The following is an 18,192-nucleotide window of genomic DNA, read 5'->3' as shown; positions in this document are numbered from 1 at the left end:
CCTCTCTCAAGCTTTCTTTGGAATTATAAAATATGAAACTGTAATGACAGCGTCTATGATTAATATAAGCGTCCAAACGCCGGTGATTTTCCCGACTGTAGGCTCAACAAACCAGCCGTTTTTTATTACTGTTTCGATGATGTCTCCGGAACCGTTCGCAAAAAAATAATTGAATCCACGAAAATCCATAAAGAAACTTAAGACAGCGATCACAGCGGCAAACATGGCTACGTGAAGGGCGAATTCCTTCCCCTGCATGATTGCGTAACTCATGCCGGAAAGTTTTTCAATTTTTTCCGCTTCATCGGGAGGCTCGCCTTTCCATTTTTTGATGGTTCTTTTCATCCAGCGGTCGAGCCTCCTCATATCATTCCTTCCGAATGTCACCGCATAAAATAGAAAGATGAGAATAACGACTTGGAACGTATCAAATGTGCCCGTACTCCTATAGTCCATTATGCCGAGAATCAATAGCCAGGCATCACTAAAAAGCCAAAGGAAAATAAAGTACTTACTGAGTTTTTCCCATCCCAAAGCATATCTGACGATAAAAAAACCAAAAAGACTTACCCAAAATATGATTTCTCCCATGATAAGGAATAACCATTTATAGTGAAGGATGAATTCAGTCATGTCTGGTTCCTCCTTGCTTCATATACGGCAAAGGCCCGGTCTAGAAACAGGAGAAGTTTTTCATCCAGCGGGTACCACCCAAGCTGCAACGACTTTTCCGGCGATTTCCGGACTTCCCATAATTGCTGTTGAAGCTGTTCATCTTTTCCAAATAGCACTTCTGATTTTAACCATATTTCTTCGATAATCATTTGTACTTCTTCAGAATCAGGGGATTGGTCCATTACGCTTTGAATTTTCGTTAACAAATCAATCCATTCCTTTGTCTCGCTGTCATTGTCGTTTAGGTTAGGAAGCTTTTCGTTCACTTCAACCGCTTTTTCGCCAAACCAGCGTTTTGAGAGTCTTTTCATCTCCATCTGACCCGTTTGCTGGTGCTGCAGCATTTGAAAAATAAGATCCCAATTCAGCCGGCCTTCGATGGAATAAGAATGAAGAAGCCCTGTCAAATCCCTTTCCATTTTCTCAAGGGCCTTCTTTTCCGACCGGATATAATTCAGCTGATTTTCCAAATACTCGATAGAATCCAAGTCTTCATTTTCAATCAGCTGTTTAATTTCCTTTAAAGAAAAGCCGACCTTCTTTAGAAATTGAATTTGCTGGAGCTTTAAAATATCTTTTTCATTGTATGTGCGATGTCCGCCTTCAGTAGCACCGGACGGTTTTAATAAATCAATTGAATCGTAGTAGCGCAAAGTTCTCGGGGTCACATTGGCTTTTTTCGATAATTGGCTGATGGTGATCATACTGAACACCCCATCTCTTTTTTCTAATGCCATTATACAAGTTGACGTAGCGTCAACTTCAAGTCCTTTAGAAATTTTTTATTAAAACAAACTCGAAAGCGGGGAGACTCTCTTGTACTATCAATCTCCATACAGAACAACGAAAAGAAAGCCGAACATCATTAAAGTATCCGGTAAAGGAAAAATTACTGTTGAGCCGGACATTGCGGAAGTCAGATTAGGGGTTTCTACGGAAAATGCCTTATTGAGCGTGGCGCAGGAGGAAAGTGCAAGGGCCATCTCCAATATCAAAAAAGCGCTGATGAGTGCGGGAATACAGGATAATGACGTACAAACTATCGATTATTCCATCCATCCACAGTATGACTATATGGAAGGCAAACAGATCTTCAGGAGCTACAAGGTTGATCACATGCTTTTGATTACAGTCAGGGAAATCGCCAGGGCTGGAACCATTGTCGATACCGCCGTAAATAATGGTGCCAATGTTGTATCAAGCATCACTTTCAAAACCTCAGATTACGACCGACTTTACAGACAGGCATTGTCCCTTGCAGTTGTGGACGCCCGCCGGAAAGCGGAGTCCATTGCTGAAACGTTGAACGTGCAGTTATCCAAAGTGCCGCTTTCGGTTACAGAAATCACCAGTGATGACATCGTCCCTTACCAGACAAAAACCTTTGCTGTAAGTGAAGCGTCCACTACCTTTCATCCTGGCATGCTGGAAATTATTAGTCATATTCATGCGGAATTTACCTATGTTCTAATGTAACCGTTCCCCCTAAATATTTAGAAAACTCCTGTGTTAATCTTCACACATTCATGCTATAATATAGAAATGTTTATACGAAAGCGGAGGTAAGATGACGCCATGAACACAACGGAGGAAAAGACGAAAACTTTAAATTTGGAAGATATTCTCATCTCGTATCAGTTTTTAAAAGATGTAGTGGCACATACACCTTTGCAGAAAAACGAAAGATTATCAGAAAAGTATGATTGCAATGTGTATGTGAAAAGAGAGGATCTGCAGCACGTTCGCTCCTTCAAGCTTCGTGGTGCTTATTATAAAATAAAAACGATTGAGAATGATGCACGTGAAAAAGGCGTCGTATGCGCCAGTGCCGGCAACCATGCACAGGGAGTCGCGTATGCCTGCGCTTCTTTGGGAATTGAAGGAACCATTTTCATGCCGCAAACAACTCCTAAACAAAAAATCAACCAAGTAAAAATGTTTGGCCGTGATTATGTAGAGGTTGTATTGACTGGCGACACGTTCGATGAAAGCTCCGCCCAGGCAAATAAGTATGCTGAAAAAGAAGATCGTATTTTTATCCATCCATTTGACGACCACGATATTATCGCCGGACAGGGAACTGTCGCGGTCGAAGTGATGAATGATATCCATGAGCCAGTCGACTTTGTCTTCGGAAGTATTGGCGGCGGCGGATTGATGGCTGGAGTGGGCACTTATATTAAAAATGTGTCCCCTCACACAAAAATGATCGGCGTTGAACCAGCCGGAGCATTGAGCATGAAAGCTGCTTTGGAAAATAATAACGTAACTACCCTTCCCGCCATTGACAAATTTGTTGACGGGGCGGCAGTCCAATGTGTCGGACAGAAAACATTCGAACTGTGCCGGAAATATGTCGACGATATTGTTGCTGTGCCGGAGGGTAAGGTATGCACGACCATCCTGGACCTTTACAACCAGCACGCTATCATTGCTGAGCCGGCAGGTGCTCTGCCAATTGCAGCATTGGACTTTTATAAAGACCAAATCAAAGGAAAAACGGTTGTCTGCGTCATCAGCGGCGGCAACAACGACATCAGCAGAATGCAGGAAATCAAGGAGAAGTCATTGATCTACGAAGGATTACTCTATTATTTCATCGTGAATTTCCCGCAGCGTGCAGGTGCACTTAGGGAATTCCTGGACGAAGTGCTTGGACCTGACGATGATATTATCACATTCGAATATACAAAGAAAAACAACAAAGAAAGAGGCCCAGGCTTAGTCGGTATCGAATTAAAACGCCGTGAGGACTATGCTGGACTGATTGAGCGGATGGAGCAAAGGAACATTTCCTATACAGAAGTGAACAAGGACAGCACTCTTTTCCATTTGTTGATTTGATAAGAAAAGAAGAAGCGTCCGTTTAGCGACGTACAAACTGGAGCACTCCGCAATGAGATAAAGGAAACACGGCGACGAAGGAGCCGATGTTGACTTATCGTAGTGAAGGAGTGCGAAGTTTGCTAGTCGCTGGACGCTGGATCTGGACAAGCGGAAGACGCCCCGAGGGGGCGTCTTTTTTGGTGCCTGTCACTCCTCGAGCTTCCCCGAATTATGTCGAATCTGTTTTTGGGTAGACGGGGATGCCGGATTCCAAAATGACCGGCTCCGCTCCCCATTTGCCAAGCTTATGGTCGACCACATCGATTTCTCCTTTATTTCCGTCAATAATATGTTTTACCTTCCATCCCTCAGCAGAAAGCCAATTGCTGATCAGCAGCCGGTGGCAACGTGCAGGATGCCTCTCCGAGCAACAATAGGCGACCCTTTTCACTGACGCTTCCTCCGTCAAATCGTCAATCCCCTGCCGGAATTCCTCCGTCAGCGTATAATCCGCATAATTATGAAAAGAGCGGTTGTTCCACCCGCCGTTTATTTCCGGGTCTGTCTCCTTGGATTTTTTCCGTCTGCCTCCGAGCTTGCGGAAATGCTTATATTCAATCTGATTCTCGCCAAGCCAGCCCGGCATATGATCTATGGAAAAGTGAGGAAACTTGTGGCTGCCGGGAAAAGCACGAACGTCCGCCACCATTTCAATTCCGCAATGGTTCAGCATGTCCAGAAACTCCTCTTCCGTATGCGTGGAGTGGCCGATTGTATAGATTTCCAACAGATTTGACCTCCTTTTTTTAAGAAAACGGACGAGATCTAACTAAATGCCAGAAATAAAGCATGGGCACCAATTAGGAAGCCAGATTTCCTGGAGAACAAGAAAAGGCCAACCAGGCGCACCCGGCTAACCCCTTTTTGAATGTTTGATTTCAGCGCCGTAATGGCGGCCTTTCATTCATACTGTCAGCAAGCTTGCTTCATCTCATGTATAAAAAAACTGTTACTGAGTTATATCCGATCCGCTGCAGATCCAATTGGTATGTACAACCCATTCTTAAGAAAGGACATACACTTCCGTATCGATACGTTAATCAGACAAACTCTGCTCATAAAAAACTATGCATTCCTTTCAAATGCATCAATACCGGCACCGCCTTCGCCAAGTATCATGATAGCCACACTCGCTATCCAACCTAATTTGAGCAGAAATTTATCTACCTTGCATCTCTACCCCTTTTCCATAAAGTTAAAACAAAACACGTTTAGGATCCCTTGATAATCTTCTCATTCCTAAGAGCTTCCACTTCCTTCATTTGTATCACCCCTGTCTTTCCTCTAAAATAATCTTTAAAAACAAAAGCGCAAGCGCCTGTTCATCGACGTACAGACTAAGCTGAAATGTGGAAGACGGCCGTTAAGGGGCGACAAGCGCTGGAGGGCGATCCAGTGAAGTCGTTCTTTGACTTCATTGGATTGACCGAAGCGACCTCGAGCCCCTGCCGTCTGCAACTAGACAATAGTGCCTCCAACGAGATAAAGGAAACACGGCGACGAAGGAGCCGATGTTGACTTATCGTAGGCAAGCTGCTTCTTCGAGAAGCTTCCTGCGCTTTGCGACGAGGTGAGCTTTACTTCCTTGAATAAGCTGCGCCGCAGGAGCACCAGAGGCGCGAAGTCTGCTAGTCGATAGGCGCTGGAGCTGGACGAAGCATTTACGATTAACACGTTATCGACAAGCATAAAACTTTATTATACGCTTAACCATAAGAAAGGAGGCCGCTATGAAAAAAATCTACACCGATATTATCCAGTTCCGAGGATCCCACTCCGATTTCGGCTACATGCAGGGACAGCTTCTAAAAGATTCTCTTACCTTGAAAAACCGGGAGAATCAATGGAAGGTGCGCAGGCCCAGGTTTACCATTGATGCCAAGGAAGCAAAAGCAGCCATCGTATCCATTGCCCCCGGCATTTGGGATGAAATCCTTGGGCTCCAAGAGGCACTGGAGTGGCCTATCGAACGTGCGCTCACGGAGTTTGGCGGGTACCGGTTGGAAATCCCTAAATCAGGATGCTCAATATTGACCGGTGACGGCTATATGATCCGCAATTATGATTATCATCCGAAGACGTACGAAGGGCGTTACTTGTTTTTTCAGCCGTCAGACGGCGGTTATGCGACTGCTGGACCGAGCCAAAGAATTACCGGGCGTTCGGATGGACTGAATGAAAAGGGGCTGGCCATGGGCTACAATTTTATGAATCGGAAAAAGCCTAAAGACGGATTTATTTGTGGAATGATCGGAAGGCTCGTTTTAGAGACGTGCGCTAATGTGCAGGAAGCCGTTTCTCTGTTAAAAGAAATTCCGCACCGGCATTCGTTCAGCTATATCGTGTATGACCGCAGCGGCGAAACGTACATCGTGGAGGCCACTCCAAGGGAGATCAAGGTAAGGCAATCGAATGTCTGCACGAATCATTTTGAAGTGTTAAAACATGAGAATCGGCATCACCTCGCGGATTCCGAGCGCCGGCTGGAAGAAATTCAAAAAAACCCCGCTTCCGATGCATACAACGCTTTCCGCCTCCTCAACGATACGGATAAGGGAGTTTTTTCAGATTTATATAGCAGTTGGGCCGGGACGATTCATACGTCCGCCTATTTTCCAAAAGAAATGAAAACGTGGATGGCGCTTGGCGGAGATCAGGAACCGATGGAATTTGATTTTGGAACCTGGCTGAGCGGCAAGAATATTGATGAAAAACAAATCTCAGGTGAGGTCGGCACGGATATTCCGTTTGTACATATGGATAAAAATGCCGACTGGTTTAAAAGATAGAGCCTCCAATTTAATCGGAGGCTCTTCTCTATTTCTACTCATATCGCAGCGCATCTATTGGACTCAGCTTGGATGCTTTGTTGGCAGGCAGTATGCCAAAAACGATACCAATAAATGCCGAGAATCCGACACCAATCAGAACAACGACTGGGCTGATGATGGCTGTGATCGGAGAGAGCATTGTAACGAGTAAAGCTCCAACCGCTGCCAGGCCGATTCCGATAAGTCCGCCCAATGATGTTAAAGTGATGGACTCGATAAGAAATTGAAGCAGGATTTTTCCCCTCGTGGCTCCTAGGGCTTTGCGGAGACCGATTTCCCTCGTCCGCTCTGTCACGGATACGAGCATGATGTTCATGACCCCAATTCCGCCGACTAGCAAAGAAATGGCTGCGATGCTTCCGATGAACAGTGTCATCATTGTGATGACCGTTTCTACTTCCTTTTCATATTCGGAAAAGTCATGAATGGAGTATTGGCCGTCTTCCATTTTTTTGTGTTCTGTCAGAGCAGCAGCCGCTCCCATCCCGATTTCAGAAATCCGTTCCGGATCGTCTGCGATGATGGCCAGCTGTTCAATTTCTCTGTTTCCAAACATCATGGAAACGACTGACCTCGGCATGACCATTTCTCCATTTTCAGACCAACGAAATTGCTCTGGAATCGGAGATTCATAGACCCCCACAATTTTATAAGGGTTTCCATTCAAATCAATGATTTCCCCAACGGCATCATCCGAGGCTTTGAAATACTTATCTCTAGCAACCGTATCAATCATTACCACACGGTTCAAACCATCGTTGTCCCGATCATTCAGAGGACGACCTTCCACCGTTTGAATGTTTCGAGCGGTAAAATATTCGCCGTCCACACCAGTGATTGTATCCATCTCCCCCTGCTTGTCGTTGATCATTAGGGATCCCCAGCCTTGATTAGTGGCCAGGACAGACTTGACTCCCTGCACGCTTCCTAAAAACTCCAAATCCTCAGAGGTCAATTCGGGCTCTTGCCAGAACATGTCCATTTCATCTTCCGTCTGAATCGGTTCGAAATAAAGCTCCACGACATTTTTATCCGTGCTGAATAATTCATCTGTCATCTGCTTCTTTGCACCTTGACCAATCGCCACGATGACAATGACCGCCGCTACCCCAATGATGATTCCAAGCATCGTTAAAATAGACCGGATTTTGTGGTTCCATATTGACGACAGGGCGACTTTGAAGCTTTCCCATATATTCATGGCCTTGTCCTCCGGTCATCTATGATCTTTCCATCCTTCAAGTTGATAATCCTATCTGTGTAATCCGCGATTTCCTCTTCATGAGTGACGATGATGACCGTTTTCCCTTCCTGATTTAGCTGGACAAGTAACTCCATAATTTGTGCGCTTGTTTTTGAATCAAGAGCACCTGTAGGCTCGTCCGCCAGAATGAGCGTCGGGTTGTTCACAAGAGCGCGGGCAATCGCCACCCTTTGCTTCTGTCCTCCCGAAAGCTGGTTGGGCAAATGCTTCATGCGATCACCCAACCCTACTTTTTCCAGCATCTGTATAGCCCTTTCCGTTCTTTCCCGCTTGGGAACACCCGCATATATAAGTGGGGCTTCCACATTTTTCAAGGCATTCAGTCTCGGCAGCAAAAAGAATTGCTGGAATACAAATCCAATATGTTTATTTCGCAGCAGTGCCAGCTGCTTCTCCTTCGCTGAACTGATATTTTCCCCATTCAGCTCAAACGTGCCGGCTGTTGGGTAATCAAGGAAACCAATGATATTCATCAGCGTGGATTTCCCTGATCCCGATGGCCCCATGATGGCGATAAATTCACCGTCTTCGACAGACAAATCAATGCCATGGAGGACCGGAACCTGGAGTGACCCATTCCCGTACACCTTTGTAATCTCACTCAACTTCATCAAAGGTGGTCACTTCCATTCCTTCGTGCATGCCTTCATGGGGAGCAATCACAACAAGCTCATCTTTTTTCAGGCCCTTTTTAATCTCGATGTATTCATCATTAGATACACCTGTTTTTACTTCACGGCTTTCTAATATTCCATCTTCCAGCACAAAAACTGTACTAATGTCGCCCTCTTCCTTTATCGCTGCATGAGGGATGGCCAATTTCTTTCCGTCTCCGTCAATTTTGATTTCCAATGAAACATGGAAGCCTTGACGGAGTTCAGACGTATCGTCCGTTATGGCAACCTTGAATGGATACATGGTGACCCCACCACCGCCTCCGCCGCCGGCAAATTCCTCTTCTCCACCCTCTTCATTCGGAAATTGGGAAACCGATTCGATAACGCCTTTCCACTCTCTGTCCTTATAAACTTTCGGACGAATGATCACCGCTTGTTTTTCCTTAATTTTCACTGTGTCAAACTCGCTCATCGATCCGATAACCTTAAACGGCTGGCTTGAGATAATATGTACAGCCGGGCCTGCAGCGGCGCCCTCCGTACTCACCGCGTTCCGGTCCACTTTTACCACGATTCCGTCAATTTTGCTTGTGATAGTCATTTCATTAATTTGTTCATTTAAATCATTGATCTGTTCCTGAGCGGATTCAATTTCCGATTTTGTACTTTCATGCTGGATTTCCATTTCAAGCTTCTCGCTTGTCAGGGCGTCCACGTCACCCGCTGGCACTTCGCTCTCTTCCCCATCTCCTGAAGAAGTAGGTGCTTTTTTCGCATTTGAAATCCGTTTGTTCATATCTGCTATCTGATTGATTTCTGTTTGGGACCTTTTTGCCACCAGATCCCTTTCTCTGACGGCTTTATTATATTCTGACTGTAATTTGGAAGAATCATAGACAAATAGAGGGTCTCCGGCTTTCACTTTCTGGTTTTCCTTCACTTTGAATTCCGTCACTTCCCCCTTGTCCGGCTCCAAAAACACTTTTTGCTCATCTTCCGGCACAATTTTTCCAGTCACCAAAATGGTTTCGCTCAGCTCCCGCTCCGATACTTTTTGAACAGTCACCGGCTCTTCAACCTCGGTTCCTGCCACTTTTCCAGCTTGGGCCCTAACAACAAATGTGACCACAAGCGCCAACACCAATACCCCAACAATAGAACCTGCTGCCCATATCCAGGCTTTCTTTTTCACAATATTTCCCCCTAGCAAGTAATTGGTTCTTCCTTTTTTCAGGAACCCTTAAGAACCCGACAATGAATGATAACGATTCAACGATCAAAAGGATTCAAAATTCTCTCTTTTGTATCCTTTCCTCTATTAGACGGTATAAGGAGAGGAAACCACTACAGTGAATATGACAATAATGTTACAAATGTTTAAAAACTGAAATAATGGATATAGGAAGAATAGATTCTTAAGGAGGAATTGATGAGGGAACCTGCCGCGATGAATCTTGTGCCACGAACTTTGAATTTTTTAAAAACATAGTATTACGGGGGCCACCTTATGTTTATCACAGAAGAAAGTCAACTTTTCGTTAGAGAGATGCGCCGTCTGCTCAATGACTACGAGCGCTCTCCACACAATAAAAAGGCCGATATCATGGAAGATGTCATGGTACTCGCCCATGCACTCAATAAAAGAAACCACCAAAAGTATTAAATAAATGTCCCGCGTTCATTCCTTCTTTTTTTATAAAAAAGTCTCCGAAACAATTCCATCTTTCAGACTTTCCAAACAATTTCACTCGATCAGTTGATTCCCCTATTCTAGAAGCCTATAATTTATAGTAGAACATCATGCCCGCACAATATTATGTGAAACAAATAGGCGCCAAATATGAATGGATGGTCATTCGCCTTTTTTCGGCTGTTGACAGCTATCCAGGGCGACTTCTCATACCCATTTTTCATATAATAAACCATCAGACATACTGTAAAAGCGGAATCACCTGCTTTTCACACAAATACGTTATTTGGAAAGGAAATCACCAAGTATGCCAGACGAACAATTTAGACAGCACGTTTATGACACCTTTGATTACCTTCACGCTCATCCCGAGCTCAGCTGGGAGGAGGAGAATACTAACCGATTTATTAAAGAGCATCTTGAAAAAGCAGGCTGCAAAGTGCAGACATTCAGCGATTGTACAGGCGTCATAGCTGATTTCGGCGATGTTGCAAACGGCAAACCGGTTGTCGCGGTACGCGCGGATATGGATGCCCTATGGCAGGAAGTGGACGGAAAGTTCCAGGCCAACCACTCATGCGGCCATGATGCCCACATGACAATGGTGCTCGGCACTTTATGGAAACTAGCTAAAGATCCTTCCATTAAGGACCTAGTGACAATCCGTTTTATTTTCCAACCGGCGGAAGAGGTCGGTGACGGAGCGCTGAAAATGATTGAAAAAGGCGCTGTCGATGACGTGGATTATTTATTCGGTATCCATTTGCGTCCCGTACAGGAGGCACCGGACGGGTATGCAACCCCAGCAATCATTCATGGGGCCGCCAATTCAATCGAATGTGACATTATCGGTGACGATGCTCACGGAGCAAGACCTCATCTGACGAGTAATGCCATCGATGTCGGAACTCACATTGTGAATGCAATTAACGCCATCCACCTGGATCCCACTGTGCCGTATTCTGTAAAAGTCACAAAGTTCCACGCTGGCGGAAAAAGCACAAACATCATCCCGGGCCAAGCCTCATTGGCTTTTGACCTGAGAGCACAGACGAACAAGCATATGAAACAGTTAACCGAAAAAGTCTATGAAACATTGGAAGCTACGGAGAAGCTTTTTCAATCAAAAATAAAAATTACCGATGATTACGGAATTCCAGCAGCGGAAGTTGCTCCAGAAGCCGAAGAGATTTCCAGACAGGCAATTTCCAATGTATTGGGTCCTGAAAAGACGATGGAAGCGCTGATAACACCGGGCGGAGACGATTTCCATTTTTACACGATCAAAAAACCGGAATTGAAAGCAACGATGATCGGGCTTGGATGCGATTTGAAACCCGGGCTCCACCATCCGCATATGACTTTTAATCGTGAAGCTTTATTTAATGGAATTGATATAATTGCAGAAATTGTTCAAGTGATAGCCAAAAAGGAGAGAGCCAGCATTGAAACCCGTAAAAATTAAAGAAGTTATCCTTCATACAGTAAAAATGAAATTGGTTGCGCCTTTTACAACGAGCTTCGGCACATTCGAGGAGAAGCATATTTGTCTTGTGGAAGCCATTGATGAATCAGGGATTTCCGGTTGGGGAGAAACGACAACAAGTGATGAACCTTATTATAATGAGGAAACCACACATACTGCTGTCTATATGTTGAAAGATTTCCTCATTCCAAAGATCATTCATAAAACGATTGAGCATCCGCTGGATGTCCATGACATGCTCACCTTCGTCAGAAGAAACCAGATTGCGAAGTCTGCGATTGAAACAGCAATTTGGGATGTCTTTGCGAAGAAAAACAACATGCCTCTATCTGAGCTGATCGGTGGAACAAAAACGGAAATCGAGGTTGGAAAAAGCATTGGAATCCAGGCGACTCCTGAAAAATTGGTGGAGAAAATCGGCGAGTATGTGGACGAAGGATTTAGAAAGCTAAAGGTGAAAATTGCTCCTGGAGCGGACTTGGATTATATCGAAGCGGTCCGCAAAGAATTCCCGGACATTCCTTTGATGGCTGACGCCAACTCTGCTTATACATTAAACGACATCGAGCATTTGAAAAAGCTCGATCAATATAATCTCATGATGATCGAGCAGCCGCTTGCCCATGATGATATTATTGACCATGCGACACTGCAAAAAGAAATCCAGACTCCGGTCTGCCTGGATGAAAGTATTCATAGCCTGGAAGATGCGAGGAAAGCCCTGCAACTGGGCAGCTGCCGCATCATCAATATTAAAATTGGCCGTGTTGGAGGATTGGGTGAATCTATCCGGATCCACGATCTGTGCAGGGATAACGGAGTACCAGTCTGGTGCGGCGGAATGCTGGAAACAGGGATCGGTCGTGCTCACAACATCGCGTTGACTTCCCTATCAAACTTTACAATTCCGGGAGATACCGCTCCTTCTTCCCACTATTGGGACGAAGATATCATCCAACCTGAAGTCACCATGGATCACGGAATCATCCAGGTGCACACAGGGTCGGGGATTGGATTTGAAGTCAACCGTGAGAAGCTTGAACAGCTGACGGTTGAAAAAGAGAGCATAACTACTGCGGAGACGCCGCATCCGATACCTTGACAAGGGTAAGTCCAATTCACAAATGAATTGGACTTTTTATTTTTCAACTACATCTTCTTCTTTTTTTAAATTGAATTTTTTTATATAATACTGCAGGTTTTGACGTGATAGTCCAAAGTTTCTCGCAGCTTGCGTAATATTCCAGTTCGTTTTTTCTAGTTCGTTTTTTATGTTGTCCTCTGACAATTTTTGCACGCTTTTAACCGTGTCTTCCTGTTGCCCGATGGACTTCCTTTTCTCTTCTTCGTTTTCCATCATTGCTTTTAGATAATCGGGAACATGCTTTAAATCAAGATACTGATCAGAGGGATCCGTTCGTAATACGATATTTTCCATTACATGCTCCAATTCCCTAACATTTCCGGGCCAATCATATTGTAAAAACAACTCTTCCAACTCATTTGATATTCCCCTTATATGTTTATTGAATTTCTCATTGCATTTACTAATAAAATATCGAAAATAAAATGTAAGGTCTTTTTGCCGGCTTCTAAGCGGTGGAATAAGCAAACAAGTCTTTGCAATTCTATAATACAAATCCAGGCGTAATTTTTCTTTTTTTATGAGGACCTGCGGATCTTCATTGGATGCTGTGATAATTTGACAATTAACCGGGGTGACAATGTTTGAGCCCACTCTTCTTACTTTTCTCTCCTCTAGTACCCTAATGAGCTTTACTTGCAAAGACATTGGCATCGAGTTGATTTCATCCAGGAACAGTGTGCCCTTTTGGGCATATTCAAAGAGACCTGCTTGATCTACCGCCCCAGTATATGCTCCTTTTGTTGTTCCAAACAACGTGCTTTCCAGCAGGGTTTCCGGGATTGCAGCGCAGTTAACTGCAATAAAAGGGCTGTTTGCCCGTGGACTGAAGTTATGGATGCTTTGGGCAAATAGTTCTTTCCCCGTTCCGGTCTCCCCGACAATTAAGACATCGGTATTATATACAGCAAAATTTTGCGCTTCCTGTATCAGCTTATTTAACTCACTACTTTCTCCTTTTATATCTTCGAAGCTAAAAGATGTACCATTATCCGTTTCGTTTTTTGCTTTTGGCGGTTGAAAAAGCTTCCTTTTCAACTCCACTGTTTCATGAAGCAATTTTTTTAGTTTCGTATCATTCATACATATGGAGAAAGCTCCGAGAGATTTGTCGTTTTTCACTAAAGGATAGGTGCTATAAGTTGTATATTGCGGCTCGCCGTCTATGTATGCATGCGCCCTGTATTGGCCGATGATCGGCTCCCTTGTTCTATAGACCCCTCTATGCTCTGATGTCTTGGGGTCGATCCGATAAACCTCCCACAAATACTTTCCGATCACATCGTCCCTTTTCATATTTTCCAGTTTTTCTTGAGCTTCATTGTAAATGAAAATCCTGCCCTCAGAATCGCTCGCCATGATTCCTTGGTTGATGGAATCAACGATTTGCTCCAACGCGGCCAGCTTAGTACCTCTATCATCCTCATTTACGAGAATAATAGTTACTTGTCTGTTTCCGACAACTACTTCCTGAACTTTCAATTCATACGTTTTACCGTCTATTATTATTGAATCTGCCCCGCTGCTCACAGACAATAAATTAGATAAGCTTGCGGCAACATCCCCCGCTTCATATATAACATTGCCTTCCCCATCAAGAAGCAGCACACCCTCATTCATTTGTGCAAATACAGAGCCCATATCTGAAATTCGCATTACCCTCATCCCCCCGAGCATTCTTTAAGCAAAATTTGCGCAAAATCGCAAATTTGCAGCTGTTTTTTTGCATCCAATATATTTAGTGAAAGCGTTTTTAATATGAACTGACTCTATTTTATCACATTTTGTTTTTTTCTAAAGATTGGCATGTTTGTTGCAACTATATTATTAAACGACAAAAAAGGAGTGGATGTCTAAATACTACATGCCATATAACGCATAATTCTAATCGATTCCAGTCAATTCATGCATGGTAAAAAATTATTAGATTACATGGGGGGAATAAAATGATCATTTATAAAACTTGGGCAATTGCCAGCTTATTAATTTATTTCGGAGTTTTGCTTTTTGTCAGTGTCAGAAAGAACAAAAATGAAACGAAAGAAGACTTTTTCTTGGCGGGGAGAAAGTTTCCTCACTGGGCGCTGGCAATGACTTTTGTAGCTTCTTGGTTTGGAGGCACATCAGCTCTTGTATCAGTGGATCAATCTTTCGAACAAGGAATAAGCGCCTGGTGGATTATTGGCTCTCCGTCAATTGCTGCCTCCATCGTCTTATATTTTCTCGCTAAAGCTATTAGAAATGTAGGGTCACTCTCACAAACGGAAATCATCGAGAATCGATATAACCGAACGGCCGGATTGATTGTAAGCGTTATCGTCATCTGGTATATGATCACCTTCGCATCTTCCCAGATGGTAGCCCTTGGAAAGTTCTTTTCGTCTATGTTCGGCACCACTTATTTGACTGCCATTATCCTAGGTGTATCTATTGTGGCTGTTTATTCATCTATTGGAGGTTTCAGAGCCGTTGTACTGACGGATATCATCCAATTCGGCCTACTTGCCATTGGACTTGTTATCACTGCGGCGGTGGCGCTGAAACATTCCGGCGGATGGGAAAGCATTCAATCTGCTGCAGCAGTGAAAGGACAGGACGATTACTTTAATTTCTTTGCCAATTTCCGCAATAATTTTTTCTACCTGCTCTCGTTCGGGCTTGCGTGGATCATCAGTGCAGACGCCTGGCAACGTTTAGCCGCTACGAAGGATGAAGGGGAGGCACGAAAAATGCCTTTAGGGGGAATTGTTTTCTTTATACCCTTGTATTTCCTTGTTGCAATCATCGGGGTAGCCAGCGGTGCACTTTTTAATGAATTGCCTGAAGGCGGAATTGTAGCCGCTATTACGACCGAGTATCTAAACCCCATTTTAGGAAGCATCGTCTTTTTGGGAGTAGCCGCTGCGATCATGTCAACGATGAGTACAGCCATTAACACCGGATCCCTATATGTAACAGACTTCTATAATCGATACGTCAGCCCGAATGCGTCCAACAAAACAGTGGTCCGCGTAGGCATTGCTTCGACAGTAGGAATCAGCCTGGTTGGAGCAATTATTTCGGTAAGGATTCCCGATGCACTGTGGGTGCTTTGGATGTCTAGTGATATTTTGGCATCCGGAGTATTGGTTCCACTTATTTTTGCTTTTATTTGGAAAAGAGGTACAGCGGCAGGTGCTATTGCAAGTTTACTCGCGGGAAGTTCCTTTGTCTTATACAACTTCATGGTTGACATGGGGGTAAAACTCCCAACTTTCTGGCCGGACTCAGCTGAAAGAATTTTGTATGGCCTATCTTTAGGATTGCTATCTTATATCATTGTCAGCTATTTCACAAAACCTGAATACGAAAAGGTTGCTCGCTTTCTCGAAAGCACACAATCAAGGAAAGCAGTCGCCGGTGATGATACAAAAGAAAAAATCTCATAGGAGCAAATTTTGCGCAATATCTTTTCTTTTTTTGCACGCAAAACCCTTTAAATAATAGCAAAACTCCCTAAAAGCGTTGACTTTATAAGATTGGCACACTACTTGCAATTTAGTAATAGCAAAAGGATCAATGCTCCTTTTTAAACTTAGAGAATGAACGGAGGGATTACGTTGAATCAAGTTCAAGAGAAGGTGACTTCAGAATCTTTTAGGAATGCTATTGGACATTTCACCAGCGGCGTTTCTGTAATCACATCCCAACTCGATGGACAGGATTATGGAATCACTGCTAGCGCAGTCAGTTCTGTTTCATTGGAACCGCCCATGCTGCTGATTTGCGTGAATCAAAATACAGGTACTTGTAACGCTATTGCAACATCTCGTTTTTTCACAGTTAATATTTTAGAAGAAAATCAAGCGGACACCGCAAAAAGATTTGCTACCCCACAGCCGGATAAATTCCAGGGGGTGGATGCATCCCGAACAGAAAATGGACTTCTCGTATTAAATGAATCGCTCACTATCTTTGAATGTGAAGTGGCCGAAGAGATCACGGGTGGAACACACTCCGTGTTCCTTGGAAAAGTGAAGAGTATTAAAGTCTCAGAGAAAGACCCACTGGTGTACTACCGAGGTAGGTTCGGAAAATTCAACCAATAAAACACTTTGTAGGAGGAATGAACAATGGCGTTAATGACAGGCCAGGAATATATGGAATCGTTAAATGACGGCCGTGAGGTATATATCGATGGAGAAAAAATACAAAACATTGCGGAACATCCTTCGCTACGACCCATCATTGAGGCAAAAGCCAGAATGTATGATATGAATCATGAAGAAAAGTACAAGAATATTTGTACTGTGGATACTTCTGATGGCACAATCTGCCGGGGGTACAAGATGCCTGAGACAAAGGCTGACCTCAAGGCAATCCGCAAGTATGTGGAAACAGTTCTTGATGACTTGGGCGGAGTTGTCTATCGAGTCGGCGATGAGACAATCGGGGAAATGTGGTCCCTTTATGATGCACAAGAATCGTTAAATGAGATTGATCCTACCTATACTGAAAACATTAAAAATCATATCGAAAGGATTTCTCGCTTGGATCTGTTCCATGTTTCTGCCAACACCGATCCGAAAGGTGACCGCAGCAAACTTTTTGCGGGAAAAGCCGGAAGTGATACGAATCTTTTGCACGTGGTCGAAGAAAATGACCGTGGAATCGTCGTAAGCGGTGCTAAGTTTGAGACAGCTGCAGCCTATGCACATCAAGCGTTCGTCAAGCCTACTATCTCAAACTGGACAGACGAAAGCATGCTTCCTTATGCATCCGGATTTATTTGTGACATGGGATCCCCTGGCTTAAAGCACATTTGCCGTACATCCCATGGCAGAAATCAAAACCCGATTGATTATCCAATTTCTACACAATTTGATGAAATTGACACTTTATTGATTTTTGACAAAGTGTTAATCCCGTGGGAAAACGTTCTTTTCCATAACAACCTTAAATCTGTCCAGTTTATCAGAAAGACGGTACACAGATACTCCGCCTTCAACTATGTAATTCGACTTTTGCGCCGCGCGGATCTGCTTTTGGGCACAGCTGTCTTGAATGCGGAACAAACTGGGCTAACCAAGATTCCAGCGGTACAGGAAAAAATAACAAAACTAATTTGCTATAGGGAGTCAATCAATGCCCACTTGACGGCTGCCGTTTCTGAAGCTGAAGAAAGTAGCGGGGGTTTGCTGATGCCAAATCAATCACTGCTTTATACAGGTCGGATCCAGGCAATCTCGAATTTTAATGACATGTTGCACCTTACAAGAGAACTTGTAGGCGGACAATTGGCTGTCACTCCTGACTCCATGACGATCCAGCACCCTGAAGTGAAGGAATATATCGATAAATATTATTCACTTGCCGGATGGGATGCCGAAGACCGCACCAAATTGTTATTCTTTGCCCGCGACTTGCTAAATTCATCACGCGGTGGACACCAAACAACGTTTGAGTTGTTTGCTCAAGGACCTCCATTCACTCAGTATCAAGCAGCTTTCAATAACTTTGACCTTGAGCCGTCCCGTCAGATGGTTCGAAAAGCGGCAAATATCTTTTCTGAAAAAGCGGAACTTCAAGTTTAAGGAACAGGCTTTGTGCCTGTTCTCCT

General features: G+C 44.0%; 16 protein-coding genes. 9 read left to right on the top strand and 7 right to left on the bottom strand.

The genetic code is table 11. From position 1 onward, the window contains the following. Positions 1-6: 6 nt before the first annotated feature. Positions 7-633, bottom strand: a complete 627-nt coding sequence (locus D4T97_RS01260; protein WP_126046882.1) for a hypothetical protein — start codon at positions 631-633, stop codon at positions 7-9. Next, positions 630-1,379: a MerR family transcriptional regulator gene (locus D4T97_RS01255; protein WP_164525422.1), complete on the bottom strand. Its 750-nt coding sequence runs from the start codon at positions 1,377-1,379 to the stop codon at positions 630-632. Before D4T97_RS01255 ends, D4T97_RS01260 begins: the two co-directional genes overlap by 4 nt. A 112-nt stretch (positions 1,380-1,491) precedes the next feature. Here D4T97_RS01255 and D4T97_RS01250 point away from each other — a divergent pair, with 112 nt between their 5' ends. Next, positions 1,492-2,151: an SIMPL domain-containing protein gene (locus D4T97_RS01250; RefSeq protein WP_126046878.1), complete on the top strand. Its 660-nt coding sequence runs from the start codon at positions 1,492-1,494 to the stop codon at positions 2,149-2,151. Between the two features lie 99 nt (positions 2,152-2,250). Then, the gene (gene ilvA, locus D4T97_RS01245; protein ID WP_126046876.1) at positions 2,251-3,519 is read left to right on the top strand and encodes a threonine ammonia-lyase IlvA; all 1,269 of its coding nucleotides are present in this window, start codon (positions 2,251-2,253) and stop codon (positions 3,517-3,519) included. Between the two features lie 211 nt (positions 3,520-3,730). Here the strand turns inward: ilvA and D4T97_RS01240 are convergent, their stop codons facing one another. Beyond that, on the bottom strand, positions 3,731-4,288 hold the full coding sequence (locus D4T97_RS01240; protein WP_126046874.1) for a DUF488 domain-containing protein: 558 nt from the start codon (positions 4,286-4,288) through the stop codon (positions 3,731-3,733). 1,003 nt (positions 4,289-5,291) lie between these two features. Between D4T97_RS01240 and D4T97_RS01235 the strand changes: the two genes are divergently transcribed. After that, positions 5,292-6,350, top strand: a complete 1,059-nt coding sequence (locus tag D4T97_RS01235; RefSeq protein WP_126046872.1) for a C45 family autoproteolytic acyltransferase/hydolase — start codon at positions 5,292-5,294, stop codon at positions 6,348-6,350. A gap of 34 nt (positions 6,351-6,384) precedes the next feature. Here the strand turns inward: D4T97_RS01235 and D4T97_RS01230 are convergent, their stop codons facing one another. Genes D4T97_RS01230 through D4T97_RS01220 form a run of 3 tightly spaced genes read right to left on the bottom strand, consistent with a single transcriptional unit; the run spans position 6,385 to position 9,465 of the window. After that, positions 6,385-7,593: an ABC transporter permease gene (locus D4T97_RS01230; RefSeq protein ID WP_126046870.1), complete on the bottom strand. Its 1,209-nt coding sequence runs from the start codon at positions 7,591-7,593 to the stop codon at positions 6,385-6,387. After that, positions 7,590-8,270, bottom strand: a complete 681-nt coding sequence (locus tag D4T97_RS01225) for an ABC transporter ATP-binding protein (protein ID WP_408021580.1) — start codon at positions 8,268-8,270, stop codon at positions 7,590-7,592. Before D4T97_RS01225 ends, D4T97_RS01230 begins: the two co-directional genes overlap by 4 nt. After that, on the bottom strand, positions 8,254-9,465 hold the full coding sequence (locus tag D4T97_RS01220; protein ID WP_126046868.1) for an efflux RND transporter periplasmic adaptor subunit: 1,212 nt from the start codon (positions 9,463-9,465) through the stop codon (positions 8,254-8,256). The genes D4T97_RS01225 and D4T97_RS01220 overlap by 17 nt, the downstream gene beginning before the upstream one ends. Before the next feature lie 315 nt (positions 9,466-9,780). Between D4T97_RS01220 and D4T97_RS20360 the strand changes: the two genes are divergently transcribed. The 3 genes from D4T97_RS20360 to menC all read left to right on the top strand — a co-directional run bounded on the left by D4T97_RS20360 (position 9,781) and on the right by menC (position 12,551). Then, positions 9,781-9,936, top strand: coding sequence for a hypothetical protein (locus D4T97_RS20360; RefSeq protein WP_164525421.1), 156 nt, complete (start codon positions 9,781-9,783; stop codon positions 9,934-9,936). Between the two features lie 334 nt (positions 9,937-10,270). Beyond that, positions 10,271-11,428, top strand: a complete 1,158-nt coding sequence (locus D4T97_RS01215; RefSeq protein ID WP_126048005.1) for a M20 peptidase aminoacylase family protein — start codon at positions 10,271-10,273, stop codon at positions 11,426-11,428. Then, the gene (menC, locus tag D4T97_RS01210) at positions 11,409-12,551 is read left to right on the top strand and encodes an o-succinylbenzoate synthase (RefSeq protein ID WP_126046866.1); all 1,143 of its coding nucleotides are present in this window, start codon (positions 11,409-11,411) and stop codon (positions 12,549-12,551) included. Before D4T97_RS01215 ends, menC begins: the two co-directional genes overlap by 20 nt. A 36-nt stretch (positions 12,552-12,587) precedes the next feature. Here menC and D4T97_RS01205 read toward each other — a convergent pair whose 3' ends face one another. Further along, positions 12,588-14,249 carry a sigma-54 interaction domain-containing protein gene (locus tag D4T97_RS01205; protein ID WP_164525420.1) on the bottom strand — a complete coding sequence of 554 codons (1,662 nt, stop codon included), beginning with the start codon at positions 14,247-14,249 and terminating at the stop codon, positions 12,588-12,590. Between the two features lie 290 nt (positions 14,250-14,539). Between D4T97_RS01205 and D4T97_RS01200 the strand changes: the two genes are divergently transcribed. The 3 genes from D4T97_RS01200 to D4T97_RS01190 all read left to right on the top strand — a co-directional run bounded on the left by D4T97_RS01200 (position 14,540) and on the right by D4T97_RS01190 (position 18,166). Further along, positions 14,540-16,021, top strand: coding sequence for a sodium:solute symporter family protein (locus D4T97_RS01200; protein ID WP_126046862.1), 1,482 nt, complete (start codon positions 14,540-14,542; stop codon positions 16,019-16,021). Positions 16,022-16,192: 171 nt separating this feature from the next. Then, on the top strand, positions 16,193-16,681 hold the full coding sequence (locus D4T97_RS01195) for a flavin reductase family protein (RefSeq protein WP_164525419.1): 489 nt from the start codon (positions 16,193-16,195) through the stop codon (positions 16,679-16,681). A gap of 24 nt (positions 16,682-16,705) precedes the next feature. After that, positions 16,706-18,166 carry a 4-hydroxyphenylacetate 3-hydroxylase family protein gene (locus tag D4T97_RS01190; protein ID WP_126046858.1) on the top strand — a complete coding sequence of 487 codons (1,461 nt, stop codon included), beginning with the start codon at positions 16,706-16,708 and terminating at the stop codon, positions 18,164-18,166. The last annotated feature ends 26 nt before the right edge of the window (positions 18,167-18,192 follow it).

Source organism: Siminovitchia acidinfaciens (assembly GCF_003605385.1).
In the GTDB taxonomy this organism is placed as follows: Bacteria; Bacillota; Bacilli; order Bacillales; family Bacillaceae_C; genus Siminovitchia; species Siminovitchia acidinfaciens.
Note: the sequence above shows the minus strand (reverse complement) of the source record. Positions and strands in the feature narration are given on the sequence as shown.